Here is a 14,426-nt window from a genome sequence, read left to right as displayed (position 1 = left end):
AACGAGATGGCGCCATGCTACTGCATAGGCCCGGATCGTGGCTTTTCAAAAAGGCTTGTCGAAGGTGATCTTCGGTTCTTTCCACGGCCCCTTGACCGTGTACTGCACGCTGGCAAAACGCGCCACGCGGTCGCCGATCAATTTGTCGATGAGGAACAACGCGCCGCCAATGGCCGGCGCCCCCACGATCAATGCGGCGATGGGCAGGTTGTTGGTCACCGGCAAGGTCACCTGGAGCTTGGCATCGACGCGGTCGGCGACCATGTCCAGGGTGCCGTTGAGTTCCAGATTGCTCGACGGCCCGGTCAGCACGATGGGCTCGCGGGTCACGTAGACCCCTTCGCTCGCCACCAGCAGGCCTTTGACCCGGTCGTAGCTCAGGCCTTTGCCGAACAGGTCGGAGAAGTCCAGGCGCAAACGGCGGCCGATGGAGTTGAAATTGAGCAGGCCAAACACCCGCAGCGCCTGGGCGCCGCCTTCGACCTCGACGAACTGGCCTTTGCGCAAGGTCGCGTCGAGGCTGCCGGAATAACGCTTGAGGCCGACCCCCGCCGGCGAGCCACTCCAGCGGCCATCGACGTCCAGGTGGAAACTCTCGCTGGTCACGGTAGGCGCGAAGCCCCAGCCCTTGAGTACATCGGCGAGGTTCTTGCCGCTCAGGCGCCCTTTGTACCAACTGCTGGTCGCGCCCGGCACCCCTTCCCATCCACCGGCGCCCTTCAACACCATGCCCTTGAGACCCAGGTCGAGGTTATTGAACGCCATGCCCTTGGCGGTGGGCCGCACGTTGAGCGACCAAGGACCCAGCAAGTCCTGCCCCTGAAACAGTTGATCGATGGACAAATCCAGCGCCGGGACTTTTTTCGGGTCCACCGAGGCCAGAGGGTCGGGCGCGTTCTCGTCAGCCTGGGCTGTGGGGTCGGCGGCCGGCAAACGCACGTACTGCATGTTGATCGCCATGGGCGCAGCCTTGGCATCGGGGATCGACACGCTGCCCTTGGCCTGCTGGCTGTCGATCTGCAAGGCCCAGGCCGCCGGTTTGCGCGCCAACTGCAACTTGACCTGATCCAGGCTGGTGCCAAAGCCACTGAGCTTGCCGACCTTGAAGTCCGCGCCGCTGAGCAGTTGCTTGGCGCTGCCGCCCGGGTCCTGGCCGGCATAGCGTTCCACCAGCACTTTCCAGGGTTCGATATCCAGCTGCGACAACACTCCGCGCACCCGCAGGCCCTTGGCCCCGGGCAGCAGTGCATCGCCGTCGCCGAGGAACAGTTCGCCACGGCCCTCGGCGAACTTGCCGCTTGGCGCAGCGAAAGTGAAGTTGGCCAACTCGCCGTAGTCGAACCAGTAACGCCGCTCGGCGCCCTGCAAAGTCATGCGAAACACGCTGTCGCGCCCGGTGCTGGCCGCCATGCCGAAGGGCGCCGGCAGGTCCACGGCGACGCCTTTGAGGTTGGAGTTGATGCGCAACTGGCTGTCCGGGCCATCGAGGGTCAGTTGCAGTTGGTAAGGGATATCGCCAGACACCGGCAGCGGTTGGCTGACGTTCAACCACTCGGTGAGCTTCTTGACCGTGACTTGCCCCTTGGCCACCACCCGCGTATTGAGGCTCTTGCCCTTGCCGTCGGCGAAAATCTGCGCGGTCACCGGGCGCTCGAACGCTTGGGCGCTGATGTCCTTACCGCTCAGCCCCTTGCTGCTGTCAAAACGCAGGTCGCCCTTGAGTTGGGTCAGTTCCAGGGCCGGCTCGCTGAGTTTGAGGCGGGCCTTGTCGACCTTGAAGTCCACGACAATCTTCGGTTCTTCGCCCTTGACCAGCGGGATGTCGAGTTTCAGGGCGCCACGCAGGTCCCCTTCGCCTTGCCAACCGGCAAAGGTCGAAGCGGTACCGATGGGCGCTTCCTGGAGGATTTTCAGGCCATCGCCCAGGCCACCGGCAAATTCGCCGTCGAGCAGCAAATGGCTGCTTTGCCCGGCCGGGGCATGGGGAATGCTGACGTAGATATCGCGTACCTGGGTATCGAGCAACTGGCCCTTGCTGGCCAGGATGCGCACGCCGCTGTCTTCGACGAACACATCGCCGCTGACCTTGCTGACATGGGGCCAGCCTGGCTGGAACGCCAGCTCGGCGTCATGCACCTTGAAGAACAGGCTGATGCTGCGCGCCGCGTCGATGGCGCCATGGTTCAGCGAGCCCTGGTACTGGAAGAAACCTTCGTCCACCGCGCCCTTGATGATCGCCGTGCGCAGCCATTCGTCCAGCGCCGGGCTGAGCACGGCCGGCAGGTATTTGGCGGTGTAACGGCCGTCGCCGTCCACCAGGCCCACCCGCAGGTCCATGTAGTCTTCCAGGGCTTCATCGAAATTCAGGCGGATCAGGAAGTCGCCGGCGATCTTGCCCTCTTCGCCCAGCACCTTCAGGTAAGGCGCGATCAGGGTGAAGGCGTCTTTGTCGAGCTTCCAGGTCAGCCGTGCGTTGGCTTGGATGTACTGCCAGGGTTTGGCGAAAATCGGGTCCAGGTGCAAGGAGAAATCCTTGCTGTCCATGCGCAACTCGCCCTGGCCGAGGTCGCCCGTGAGGCTGCCGCTGACGTTACGGGCCGCCGGCGCACCGTGATAGGCGTTGAAACCGACCCGCTCCAGATTGGTGGCAAAACTCAGGCGCTGGTCGCCCACAGCCTGGGGCCGGTAATCGAGCAGGACATTGCGCAGTGTGCCGGTAACCTTGAGGTTGTCGATGACCACCGCGACTTTTTCCGGGATCGGCACCAGGGCGTCGAGCACCGGCGTCAGCGGGGTCAGGTCGAGGCGGTCGGCCTGTACCTGCCAACGCTCCTCGGTTTTCTCGGTGGCCGCGGTTTGCTTGAGTTGCAGGTGGGATTCCCAGCGGGTCGGCCCCAGGTTCATCGCCAGGGAATCGACCTTCACCTCAAAGCCCTGGGCACTGCGCTGGAACCAGGCGTTGAGGGCCAGGTTCTGGAGCGCCACGGGGCTGCGCTCGGCGTAGGCTCCTTTGACTTGCGGCGCATTGAGGCGGGCCACCGCGCTCTGCACGGTACCCTGGCTCCAGTTCAACCAGAACTCGCCTCCGGCCTTGAGCTCGGCAAACCGCCATTGCCGGGTCAGGCGCGCCGGCAGCCAGCGCGACCAATCGCTCTGCGGCAGGCTCAGGTAGACATCCGCCGCGCCTTCACGCCATTGCCCGGCACGCACCTGGGTACGCAGGTTCAGCGCCAGTGGCTGGCCATCGGGCAGGGTCAGGCGTGCATCGAGGCGCTGGCGGCTAGTGCCTGTTTTCAGGCTCAGGCCGACGTAAGTGAGGGTCAGGGGGGCTTCGGCGAACGGCTGCAAAGTGACTTGGCTGTCGAGCACCGACAGCCGCGAGATCATTTGCAGGCGATTGAACAACTGCTCCGGGTCCAGCGGTTGGTCGTCGCGCACCGGCAGGCCTTCGAGGGCCCACTTGCCGTCCTGGTCTTCCTTGAGGTTGAGCTTCAAACCATCGAGTTGCAGGTGGGCGATGCGCACTTCCCGCGCCAACAGGCTGGCCCACAGGTCGGGCACTACGCGCACCTGGTCCAGGTGCAGGGCGTTGCTGCCCTCCCCCAGCACCACGTCATGGGCTTGCAGGATCGGCGCCAGGCCACTCCAGGTGCCCTCCAGGCTGGCGATGTGCAATGGCATCGCCAACGCAGCGCGGCCCTTGGCCTCGACCTCGGCGCGGTATTCGGCCACCAGGGGAATGAGCTCGCGGCCCAGGCTGACGTAGAGCGCAACCAGCACCAACAGCAGCGCACATAGCCCCAGGCCCCAGCGGGTCAGTGCAGCGAAAAAGCGTATTAGACGCTCCATGTCGGGTGGCTCCCATGGCGGTGGTCAGGCAAAACGCTGGAGGCAGCCGCTATTGCGAAAAGTAAAGCACGCGGCTTCAGAGCAGCACCACGTCGTATTGTTCCTGGGAATACATGGTTTCGACCTGAAAACGTATGGTTCGCCCAATAAAGCCTTCCAGTTCCGCGACGTTGCCGGACTCTTCGTCCAGCAAACGGTCCACGACTTTCTGGTTGGCCAGGACGCGATAGCCTAACGCTTGATAGGCCCGGGCCTCGCGTAGGATTTCTCTGAAAATCTCATAACAAATGGTTTCCGGGGTCTTCAACTTACCGCGCCCCTGGCAACTGCTGCACGGCTCGCACAGCACCTGCTCCAGGCTTTCGCGGGTGCGTTTGCGGGTCATCTGCACCAGCCCCAGCTCGGTGATGCCGATGATGTTGGTCTTGGCGTGGTCGCGCTCCAGCTGTTTTTCCAGGGTGCGGATCACCTGGCGCTGGTGCTCTTGGTCTTCCATGTCGATGAAGTCGATGATGATGATCCCGCCCAGGTTGCGCAGGCGCAGTTGCCGGGCAATGGCGGTGGCGGCTTCCAGGTTGGTCTTGAAGATCGTCTCTTCCAGATTGCGATGGCCGACAAAGGCCCCCGTGTTGACGTCGATGGTGGTCATCGCTTCGGCCGGGTCCACCACCAGGTAGCCGCCGGACTTGAGCGGCACCTTGCGCTCCAAGGCTTTCTGGATCTCGTCTTCGACGCCATAGAGGTCGAAAATCGGCCGCTCGCCGGGGTAGTGCTCCAGGCGATCAGCGATCTCAGGCATCAATTCGGCGACGAACTGCGTGGTTTTCTGGAACGTTTCCCGCGAGTCGATGCGGATCTTCTCGATCTTCGGGCTGACCAGATCGCGCAGCGTGCGCAGGGCCAGGCCCAGGTCTTCGTAGATCACATTGGGTGCGCCGCTGGTCTTGATCTGCGCGTCGATCTGGTCCCACAGGCGCCGCAAGTAGCGGATGTCCATGAGGATTTCTTCGGCGCCGGCACCCTCGGCGGCAGTGCGCAGGATAAAACCGCCCGCTTCCTTGATGCCTTCCTGGGCCACGCAATCGCTGACCACTTGCTTGAGGCGCTCGCGCTCGGCTTCGTCTTCGATCTTCAGGGAAATGCCGACGTGGGCGGTGCGCGGCATGTACACCAGGTAGCGGGACGGGATCGATAGTTGGGTCGTCAACCGGGCGCCCTTGGAGCCGATCGGGTCCTTGGTGACCTGCACCACCAGGCTCTGCCCCTCATGGACCAGGGCGCTGATGCTCTCCACTGCCGGGCCTTCGCGCATGGAAATTTCCGAGGCGTGAATGAACGCGGCGCGGTCCAGGCCAATGTCCACGAACGCTGCCTGCATGCCCGGCAGGACCCTGACCACTTTGCCTTTATAGATGTTGCCGACGATCCCACGCTTTTGTGTGCGTTCGACGTGAACTTCTTGCAGGACACCGTTTTCAACCACCGCCACGCGCGATTCCATCGGCGTGATGTTGATTAGAATCTCTTCGCTCATGGCAGGATCTCGTTCAGGCATGTTCACGATAATGGCCGTATCAGTCTGGGACGGCGCTTAGCGCACTGTAAGGTTTTGCCAACAGGGTATGCCGAATTGGCCGAGCAGCTCGTAGGTTTCGCACAAGGGCAGGCCCACAACCGCAGAATAGCTGCCGCTGACCCCCGCCACGAACACCGCGCCTAACCCTTGAATCCCATAGCCACCGGCCTTATCGCACGGTTCGCCGCTGGCCCAGTAGGCCGCTGCCTCGGCCTCGCCAATGGGGCGAAAGCGCACCAGGCTGCGCACCACACGCGCATCGCAGCGGCCACCATCCTCGACGGCCACGGCGGTGAGAACTTCATGCTCGCGCCCGGACAACGCCATCAGCATGGCCCGCGCATCGAGTTCGTCCGCAGGTTTGCCCAGAATCCGCCCATCGAGCACCACCGCCGTGTCGGCTCCCAGCACGCAGAAGTCGCCCTCGCCCACAGCGCCGCGACCGGCCCGGGCCTTGCCGCGCGCCAAGCGCTCGACATAGGCCGCAGGGGGTTCGTCTGCCAGGGGAGTTTCATCGATATCGGCGCCGATGACGCGGAATGCCACGCCGATCTGCGTCAGTAATTCGCGCCGACGCGGGGAGCCAGAGGCCAGATAAAGCGGTTTCATCAAGACATCTCCCTAACGAGGTACGGGCAAATGCCTGACCGAATCAATTGATTTTGTAGCGTCGGCTCAAGCCCCGCAGGCCGAAGCTGATCCAGGGCCAGAGCAAGGCACTGACCAAGGCCGGAAGCACCAGCGCCAATGTCGGCTGGCGGTTGCCGGTCAAGGCACTGAGCCACAGTTGCACCAGTTGCGCCAGACCGAAGATCACCAGGATCACCAGGCTCTGCTGCCACATCGGGAACATGCGCAGCCGCTGTTGCAGCGACAGCACCAAGAACGTAATCAGGGTCAGGATCAGGGCGTTCTGCCCCAGCAGGGTGCCGTACAGCACATCTTCGGTCAGCCCCAGGCAAAACGCGGTGACCATGCCGACCTTGTGGGGCAGCGCCAGCGACCAGAACGCCAGGAGCAGCGCCAGCCACAGTGGACGCAGGATTTCCATGAATTGGGGCAGAGGCGAAATGCTGAGCAGTAGACCGATAGCGAAGGTCAGCCAGACCATCCAACCATTGCGCAAATGTGTACCTGCCATTTATTGCCTCTGCCCTGTGGGGGCCGTCGGGGCCGCGGTAGGTGGCTTGGCGGCAGCAGGCGTGGCCGGCTTGACCGCGTGTGCGGGTGATGGAGCGGTGGTCGCGGCGGGCAGCGGGGCTGGCGCGACGAGTGCCGACGGGGCGACCGGTTTGGGCACGGTGGCCGGCACGACAGGCGCAACACCGCTTTGCTGATCCTCGGCTTCCTGCGCCTGGGCGGCGTCGTTGGCGCGCTCCTCGGCAGTGCGGTTGTCACTGAACACCAGCAGCAGGTAACGGCTGCGGTTGAGTGCTGCCGTCGGCACGGCGCGGACAATGGCGAAAGGCTGACCGGAGTCGTGGATGACTTCCTTGACCGTCGCCACCGGATAACCTGCCGGGAACCGCTGGCCGAGGCCGGAGCTGACCAACAGGTCGCCTTCCTTGATGTCGGCGGTGTCGGCCACATGGCGCAACTCCAGGCGTTCCGGGTTGCCGGTACCGCTGGCAATCGCCCGCAGGCCATTGCGGTTGACCTGCACGGGAATGCTGTGGGTGGTATCGGTCAGCAGCAGCACGCGGGAGGTGTAGGGCATCAACTCGACCACTTGGCCCATCAGGCCACGGGCATCGAGCACCGGTTGGCCGAGGACCACGCCATCGCGCTCGCCCTTGTTGATGACGATGCGGTGGGTGAAGGGGTTGGGGTCCATGCCGATCAACTCGGCCACTTCGACCTTCTCGTTGACCAGCGCCGAGGAGTTGAGCAACTCGCGCAGACGCACGTTCTGCTCGGTGAGGGCGGCAAGTTTCTGCATGCGGCCCTGCAACAGCAGGTTCTCGGTCTTGAGTTTTTCGTTTTCGGCGACGAGTTCGGTGCGGCTGCCAAACTGGCTGGCAACGCCTTGCCATAGCCGTTGCGGCAGGTCGGTGATCCAGTAGGACTGCATCAACACCAGCGACATTTGACTGCGCAGCGGCTTGAGCACGGTGAAGCGGGCATCGACCACCATCAGGGCTACCGACAGCGCGGCCAGCACCAGCAGGCGTACGCCCAGTGAAGGGCCCTTGGCAAAAAGCGGTTTAATAGGCCGCTCCTCCCAGGCAAAGGTTCTCGTTGTTCATACGGTTTCAAACCGGCCTGGATGCAGATTGACAGAAGATAAACGCAACAGGCAGCACTGCAAAGTGCTGCCTGCGCGGTAACAGCGTAGGTGCTTCCGGCGAGATCACTCGCTGGAAAGCAGATCCATGGTGTGCTTATCCATCATCTCCAACGCCCGACCACCGCCGCGCGCCACGCAGGTCAGCGGGTCTTCGGCAACGATCACCGGCAGCCCGGTTTCCTGGGCCAGCAGCTTGTCCAGGTCACGCAGCAACGCGCCGCCACCGGTCAGCACCAGGCCACGCTCGGCGATGTCGGAAGCCAGTTCCGGCGGCGATTGCTCAAGGGCGCTTTTCACGGCCTGAACGATAGTAGCCAGGGACTCTTGCAGCGCTTCCAGCACTTCATTGGAGTTCAGGGTGAAGGCACGCGGCACGCCTTCGGCCAGGTTGCGGCCGCGCACATCGACTTCGCGCACTTCGCCGCCCGGGTAGGCAGTACCGATTTCCTGCTTGATGCGCTCGGCGGTCGATTCACCGATCAGGCTGCCGTAGTTGCGGCGCACGTAGGTGATGATCGCTTCGTCGAAACGGTCGCCGCCGACCCGTACCGATTCGGCATACACCACACCGTTGAGGGAGATCAGCGCGATTTCAGTGGTACCACCGCCGATATCGACGACCATCGACCCACGTGCCTCCTCAACCGGCAGGCCGGCACCGATGGCCGCAGCCATTGGCTCTTCGATCAGGAATACTTCGCGAGCACCGGCGCCGAGGGCCGACTCACGGATGGCACGACGCTCAACCTGGGTGGATTTGCAAGGAACGCAGATCAACACGCGCGGGCTAGGCTGCAGAAAGCTGTTTTCGTGAACTTTGTTGATGAAGTACTGGAGCATCTTCTCGCAGACGCTGAAGTCGGCGATCACGCCGTCCTTCATCGGACGAATGGCGGCAATGTTGCCAGGTGTGCGGCCCAGCATACGCTTGGCCTCGGTGCCGACGGCAACGACACTTTTCTGGTTGCCATGGGTACGAATGGCCACAACCGATGGCTCATTCAGGACGATACCGCGCTCACGCACGTAAATAAGGGTGTTGGCAGTGCCCAGGTCAATGGAAAGATCGCTGGAAAACATGCCACGCAGTTTCTTGAACATGGGAAAGGGACCCTAGGCAACGCGTGGGTAAAAAAGTGCGGCAAACTCTAACAACGACAGGGATTTTGGGCAAGGCGCCAATATGTTAAATTGACCGCTTTTCTGTGCACCAACCCCCACAATCGCGGCCATATGACCGTAGAAATGCGGTAGTGTTCCGACAATCTAACACACGGACAGCATCCGTTCTGTTTTCCACTGGAGAATCCCATGGCGCTTGAACGCTCCGACGTGGAAAAAATCGCTCATCTGGCCTGCCTTGGCCTGAATGAAGTCGATCTTCCACACATCACTTCGGCCCTGAACAGCATTCTCGGGCTGGTCGACGAAATGCAGGCTGTCGACACCGACGGCATCGAGCCACTGGCCCACCCACTGGAAGCCAGCCAACGCCTGCGTGCAGATGTCGTGACCGAGTCCAATCACCGCGAGGCCTATCAGGCCATCGCGCCAGCGGTCGAGAACGGCCTGTACCTGGTTCCGAAAGTCATCGACTAAAGGGAAAGAGCCTGCAATGCATCAATTGACTCTGGCCGAGATCGCCCGCGGTCTTGCCGACAAGAAATTCTCCTCTACCGAGCTGACCTGCGAGTTGCTGGCGCGTATCGCCAAGCTTGATCCGCAGCTCAACAGTTTCATCAGCCTCACCCAGGACTTGGCCCTGAGCCAGGCCAAGGCCGCCGACACCCGGCGCGCCAACGGTGAGAGCGGCGCCCTACTCGGCGCGCCGATCGCCCATAAAGACCTGTTCTGCACCCAGGGCATCCGCACCAGTTGCGGCTCCAAGATGCTCGACAATTTCAAGGCCCCTTACGACGCCACCGTCGTCGCCAAGCTGGCCGCGGCCGGCGCCGTGACCCTGGGCAAGACCAACATGGACGAATTCGCCATGGGGTCGGCCAACGAGTCGAGCTACTACGGCGCGGTGAAAAACCCGTGGAACCTGGAACACGTGCCCGGCGGTTCGTCCGGGGGTTCGGCCGCTGCCGTGGCAGCGCGCCTGTTGCCGGCCGCCACCGCCACCGACACCGGCGGCTCGATCCGCCAACCGGCGGCGTTCACCAACCTCACCGGCCTGAAACCGACCTACGGTCGCGTTTCGCGCTGGGGCATGATCGCCTACGCCTCCAGCCTCGACCAGGCCGGCCCGCTGGCCCGCACCGCGCAAGACTGCGCGATCCTGCTGCAAGGCATGGCCGGTTTCGACCCGCAGGACTCCACCAGCATCGACGAGCCCGTGCCGGACTACAGCGCCAGCCTGAACACCTCGCTCAAGGGCCTGCGCATCGGCGTACCGAAGGAATACTTCAGCGCCGGCCTCGACCCGCGTATCGCCGAGTTGGTGCACAACAGCATCAAGGAGCTGGAGAAACTCGGCGCCGTCATCAAGCACATCAGCCTGCCGAACAACCAGCACGCGATTCCTGCCTATTACGTGATCGCCCCGGCCGAAGCCTCCTCCAACTTGTCGCGCTTCGATGGCGTACGGTTCGGCTACCGCTGTGAAGACCCCAAAGACCTCACCGACCTCTACAAGCGCTCGCGCGGCGAAGGTTTCGGCGCCGAAGTGCAGCGCCGGATCATGGTCGGCGCCTACGCCCTCTCGGCCGGCTACTACGACGCCTATTACCTCAAGGCCCAGAAAATCCGGCGCCTGGTGAAAAACGACTTCATGGCAGCCTTTGCAGAAGTCGATGTCATCCTCGGCCCGACCACGCCCAACCCGGCCTGGAAACTCGGCGCCAAGAACGACGACCCGATCGCCGCGTACCTGGAAGACTTCTACACCATCACCGCCAACCTCGCGGGCCTGCCAGGCCTGTCGATGCCGGCCGGTTTCGTCGATGGCCTGCCGGTGGGCGTGCAACTGCTGGCGCCGTACTTCCAGGAGGGGCGTCTGTTGAACGTCGCCCACCAGTATCAGTTGAACACTGACTGGCACACCCGCACCCCGACAGGCTTCTGAGGAGAAACACATGCAATGGGAAGTCGTGATCGGGCTGGAGATTCATACCCAGCTCGCCACCCAATCGAAGATTTTCTCCGGTAGCGCCACCACGTTCGGCGCAGAGCCCAACACCCAGGCCAGCCTCGTAGACCTGGGCATGCCTGGCGTGCTGCCGGTGCTGAACCAGGAAGCGGTGCGCATGGCGGTGATGTTCGGCCTGGCAATTGATGCCGAGATCGGCCAGCACAACGTGTTCGCGCGCAAGAACTACTTCTACCCAGACCTGCCCAAGGGCTACCAGATCAGCCAGATGGAACTGCCGATCGTCGGCAAGGGCCACCTGGACATCGCCCTTGAAGACGGCACGGTCAAGCGCGTCGGCATCACCCGCGCACACCTGGAAGAAGACGCCGGCAAGAGCCTGCACGAAGAATTCAACGGCGCCACCGGCATCGACCTGAACCGCGCCGGTACGCCGCTGCTGGAAATCGTCTCCGAGCCGGACATGCGCAGCGCCAAGGAAGCCGTCGCCTACGTCAAGGCGATCCACGCCCTGGTGCGCTACCTGGGCATTTGCGATGGCAACATGGCCGAAGGCTCGCTGCGTTGCGACTGCAACGTGTCCATCCGGCCCAAGGGCCAGGTCGAGTTCGGCACCCGCTGCGAGATCAAGAACGTCAACTCGTTCCGCTTCATCGAGAAGGCGATCAACACCGAAGTGCGTCGCCAGATCGAACTGATCGAGGACGGCGGCAAGGTGATCCAGCAAACGCGCCTGTACGACCCGAACAAAGACGAAACCCGCGCCATGCGCAGCAAGGAGGAAGCCAACGACTACCGTTACTTCCCCGACCCGGACCTGTTGCCGGTGGTCATCGAGGACTCGTTCCTGCGTGACATCCGCGCCACCCTACCGGAATTGCCGCCGCAAAAACGCGAGCGCTTCCAGGAGCAGTTCGGCCTGTCGGTCTACGACGCCAGCGTGCTGGCCACCAGCCGCGAGCAAGCGAACTACTTCGAGCAAGTGGTGAGCATCGCCGGCGACGCGAAACTGGCCGCCAACTGGGTCATGGTCGAGTTGGGCAGCCTGCTCAACAAGCAAGGCCTGGAAATCGACGAAGCGCCGGTCAGCGCCGAGCAACTGGGCGGCATGCTGCTGCGGATCAAGGACAACACCATCTCCGGCAAAATCGCCAAGACCGTGTTTGAAGCCATGGCCGCCGGCGAAGGCAGCGCGGACGAGATCATCGACAAGCGCGGCCTCAAGCAGGTGACCGACAGCGGCGCGATCAGCGCGGTGCTGGACGAAATGCTCGCGGCCAACGCCGAGCAGGTCGAGCAGTACCGCGCGGCGGACGAAGCCAAGCGCGGCAAGATGTTCGGTTTCTTCGTCGGCCAGGCCATGAAAGCCTCCAAGGGCAAGGCCAACCCGCAACAGGTCAACGAACTGCTCAAAAGCAAGCTCGAAGGCTGACCTCTGTAGGGGCCGGGTATTCCCGGCCCCTACAGCATTTGCTTGGGGGATACCTTGCATGAAGCGCCTCCTGGGCCTACTGGCCCTGTTCTCTGTCCTCGCGGGTTGCGCCAGCGGCGTGATCGACCCCGACGGCTACGATAAAACCGGCACCGCCTCCTACTACGGCGCCAAACACCACGGCAAACGCACCGCCAGTGGCGAACCCTTCGACCAGCACGCCCTGACCGCCGCCCACCGCCAGCTCCCTTTTGGCACCCGGGTCAAGGTCACCAATGTGAACAACGACAAAACCGTGGTGGTACGCATTAACGACCGCGGCCCCCATGTACGCGGGCGCCTGATCGACCTGTCCCGCGCGGCGGCGCAGCAACTGGGCATGCTGCGCAGCGGCACCGCTCGCGTGCGCGTGCAAGCCCTGAACAACTGACAGCGGAGCCCCGGCCATCCTCGGATTAAGCGCGTTACCCCTCATCAGCCTGCTGCAATTGCTCGGCGGGTTGCTGTTGCTGCTGGTCGGCGCCGAACTGCTGGTACGCGGCGCCGTGCGCCTGGCCGCGCGCCTGAAGGTGCGCGCCCTGATAATCGGCCTGAGCATCGTCGCCTTCGGCAGCAGCGCGCCGCAAATGGCGGTCAGCCTGCAAGCTACCCTCTCGCAGAACACCGACATCGCGGTGGGCAGCGTGATCGGCGGGAGCATTTTCAACGTGCTCGTCACTCTGGGGTTTTCCGCTCTCATCATTCCGCTGCGGGTCTCGCGGCAATTGGTGCGCCTGGAAATCCCCCTGATGATCGGCGCCAGCCTGCTGGTGTTTGCCCTGGCCTGGAATGAAGAACTGACGCCCCTCGATGGTCTCGCTTTGCTGACCGCCCTGGTGCTGTACCTGGGGTTGCTGCTGCGCCGATCACAGCACTCGACCCACCCCTACCCCACGCCCGGTGAAACCACACCCTGGTTTGGCAGTTTGCTGCTGATGTTCGGCGGGCTGCTTCTATTAGCGTGCGCCGGGCACTTGCTGTTGAACGCGGCGGTCGAGGTGGCGACCGACCTGGGCCTGTCGGAACGGGTGATCGGCCTGACCGTGGTCGCGGTCGGCACTTCGTTGCCGCAACTGGCCACCTCGCTGATTGCCGCCCTGCGCGGCCAGCGCGATATCGCAGTGGGCAACGTGATCGGCAGCAACCTGTTCAACCTGCTGGGGGTACTGGGCTTCACCGCCCTGGTGGCGCCCACGCCGCTGTCAGTCTCGCCCAATGCCCTGGCTTTCGACCTGCCGGTGTTGCTGGGCGTGGCGCTGCTGTGCCTGCCGGTGTTCTATTCCGGCTACCGCATCACCCGCGCCGAAGGCCTGTTGTTTCTGTGCCTGTACCTGGCCTACGGGCTGCATGTGGTGTCGTTCACCACCGGCATGCCCCTGGCGGGCAAGCTGGAACACTTGATGCTGTTTTACGTTCTGCCGGCGCTCCTGGCGTTTTTGCTGTTCACGTCCGTGCGCGCCTGGCGCCGCCAACACCACAAGAGGGAATCGCAATGACCGAGAACAAAAAGACCGGCCTGGACATGCGCCGCCAGGTAATGGGCGACGCCTTTGTCGACCGTGCCCTGGGCAACGCCACCGAGTTCACCCAGCCACTGCAGGATTTCGTCAACGACCACGCCTGGGGCGGGGTGTGGAACCGCGAGGGCCTGCCCCTCAAGACCCGCAGCCTGATTACCCTCGCCACCCTCACTGCCCTCAAGTGCCCGCAGGAACTCAAGGGCCACGTGCGCGGGGCGCTGAACAATGGTTGCAGCGTCGAAGAAATCCGCGAAACCCTGCTGCACTGCGCGGTGTATGCCGGCGTACCAGCCTGCATCGACGCCTTTCGCGCGGCCCAGGAAGTGATCGAAGCCTACCCGAATACTTGAATCCCTGACGGGCCGGCGCCAGGCAACTTGCGCCCGCCCGCCACAACTACCGATTCATATCTGGCAAATCATTAGTCATACCCCAAGTCACCCGCAAATAGCTTACTGGCTGCCCTTAAAAGACTTGCCGGCGAATATTCTCATGACTAAAACAAGGCGGCGGCAAAAACTGAGTGCAACACCTGACCTTTCCGGTACGGTGTTGCCCCTATGTCTTATTCCGAACTCAGCGTTGAAGAACGCGCCACCATTCAAATCGCTCGTGCCCAAGCGTTCAGCCTG

At 63.1% G+C, this 14,426-nt stretch carries 13 protein-coding genes; 6 read left to right on the top strand and 7 right to left on the bottom strand.

Translation table 11 applies throughout. From position 1 onward, the window contains the following. Positions 1 to 45: 45 nt before the first annotated feature. From AC19YT_RS22380 to mreB, 6 genes are all read right to left on the bottom strand, one after another. On the bottom strand, positions 46 to 3,849 hold the full coding sequence (locus AC19YT_RS22380; RefSeq protein ID WP_500611055.1) for a YhdP family protein: 3,804 nt from the start codon (positions 3,847 to 3,849) through the stop codon (positions 46 to 48). Positions 3,850 to 3,925: 76 nt separating this feature from the next. Then, complete coding sequence (rng, locus tag AC19YT_RS22375) at positions 3,926 to 5,383, bottom strand: ribonuclease G (RefSeq protein ID WP_095107815.1); 1,458 nt, start codon at positions 5,381 to 5,383, stop codon at positions 3,926 to 3,928. A gap of 57 nt (positions 5,384 to 5,440) precedes the next feature. Beyond that, positions 5,441 to 6,034: a Maf family protein gene (locus AC19YT_RS22370; RefSeq protein WP_500599020.1), complete on the bottom strand. Its 594-nt coding sequence runs from the start codon at positions 6,032 to 6,034 to the stop codon at positions 5,441 to 5,443. A gap of 43 nt (positions 6,035 to 6,077) precedes the next feature. Beyond that, the gene (gene mreD / locus AC19YT_RS22365) at positions 6,078 to 6,566 is read right to left on the bottom strand and encodes a rod shape-determining protein MreD (protein WP_095107813.1); all 489 of its coding nucleotides are present in this window, start codon (positions 6,564 to 6,566) and stop codon (positions 6,078 to 6,080) included. After that, positions 6,567 to 7,634 (bottom strand): rod shape-determining protein MreC, encoded by a 1,068-nt coding sequence (gene mreC, locus AC19YT_RS22360; protein WP_500611063.1) that lies wholly within the window; start codon positions 7,632 to 7,634, stop codon positions 6,567 to 6,569. Between the two features lie 141 nt (positions 7,635 to 7,775). Continuing rightward, the gene (mreB, locus tag AC19YT_RS22355; protein ID WP_002555108.1) at positions 7,776 to 8,813 is read right to left on the bottom strand and encodes a rod shape-determining protein MreB; all 1,038 of its coding nucleotides are present in this window, start codon (positions 8,811 to 8,813) and stop codon (positions 7,776 to 7,778) included. Between the two features lie 210 nt (positions 8,814 to 9,023). Here mreB and gatC point away from each other — a divergent pair, with 210 nt between their 5' ends. From gatC to AC19YT_RS22325, 6 genes are read left to right on the top strand one after another with little or no spacing between them, the layout of a single operon-like run. After that, positions 9,024 to 9,311 (top strand): Asp-tRNA(Asn)/Glu-tRNA(Gln) amidotransferase subunit GatC, encoded by a 288-nt coding sequence (gene gatC, locus AC19YT_RS22350; RefSeq protein ID WP_095107811.1) that lies wholly within the window; start codon positions 9,024 to 9,026, stop codon positions 9,309 to 9,311. A 16-nt stretch (positions 9,312 to 9,327) separates the two neighbouring features. Further along, positions 9,328 to 10,779, top strand: a complete 1,452-nt coding sequence (gene gatA / locus AC19YT_RS22345) for an Asp-tRNA(Asn)/Glu-tRNA(Gln) amidotransferase subunit GatA (protein WP_500611054.1) — start codon at positions 9,328 to 9,330, stop codon at positions 10,777 to 10,779. Positions 10,780 to 10,789: 10 nt separating this feature from the next. Continuing rightward, a complete protein-coding gene (gene gatB, locus AC19YT_RS22340; RefSeq protein WP_500611053.1) occupies positions 10,790 to 12,235 on the top strand; it encodes an Asp-tRNA(Asn)/Glu-tRNA(Gln) amidotransferase subunit GatB in 1,446 nt (481 codons plus the stop codon). Positions 12,236 to 12,293: 58 nt separating this feature from the next. Beyond that, positions 12,294 to 12,665, top strand: a complete 372-nt coding sequence (locus AC19YT_RS22335) for a septal ring lytic transglycosylase RlpA family protein (protein WP_095107808.1) — start codon at positions 12,294 to 12,296, stop codon at positions 12,663 to 12,665. Between the two features lie 49 nt (positions 12,666 to 12,714). After that, on the top strand, positions 12,715 to 13,770 hold the full coding sequence (locus AC19YT_RS22330; RefSeq protein ID WP_095107807.1) for a calcium/sodium antiporter: 1,056 nt from the start codon (positions 12,715 to 12,717) through the stop codon (positions 13,768 to 13,770). After that, entirely contained in the window at positions 13,767 to 14,144 is a 378-nt protein-coding gene (locus AC19YT_RS22325; RefSeq protein ID WP_095107806.1) for a carboxymuconolactone decarboxylase family protein, read from the top strand. The genes AC19YT_RS22330 and AC19YT_RS22325 overlap by 4 nt, the downstream gene beginning before the upstream one ends. Before the next feature lie 102 nt (positions 14,145 to 14,246). On the opposite strand, the gene AC19YT_RS22320 is transcribed toward AC19YT_RS22325, so the two are convergent. Continuing rightward, on the bottom strand, positions 14,247 to 14,426 hold a 180-nt coding region (locus AC19YT_RS22320), incomplete at its 5' end, for a hypothetical protein (protein ID WP_500611052.1).

Source organism: Pseudomonas sp. MF08875, assembly GCF_059862525.1.
Note: the sequence above shows the minus strand (reverse complement) of the source record. Positions and strands in the feature narration are given on the sequence as shown.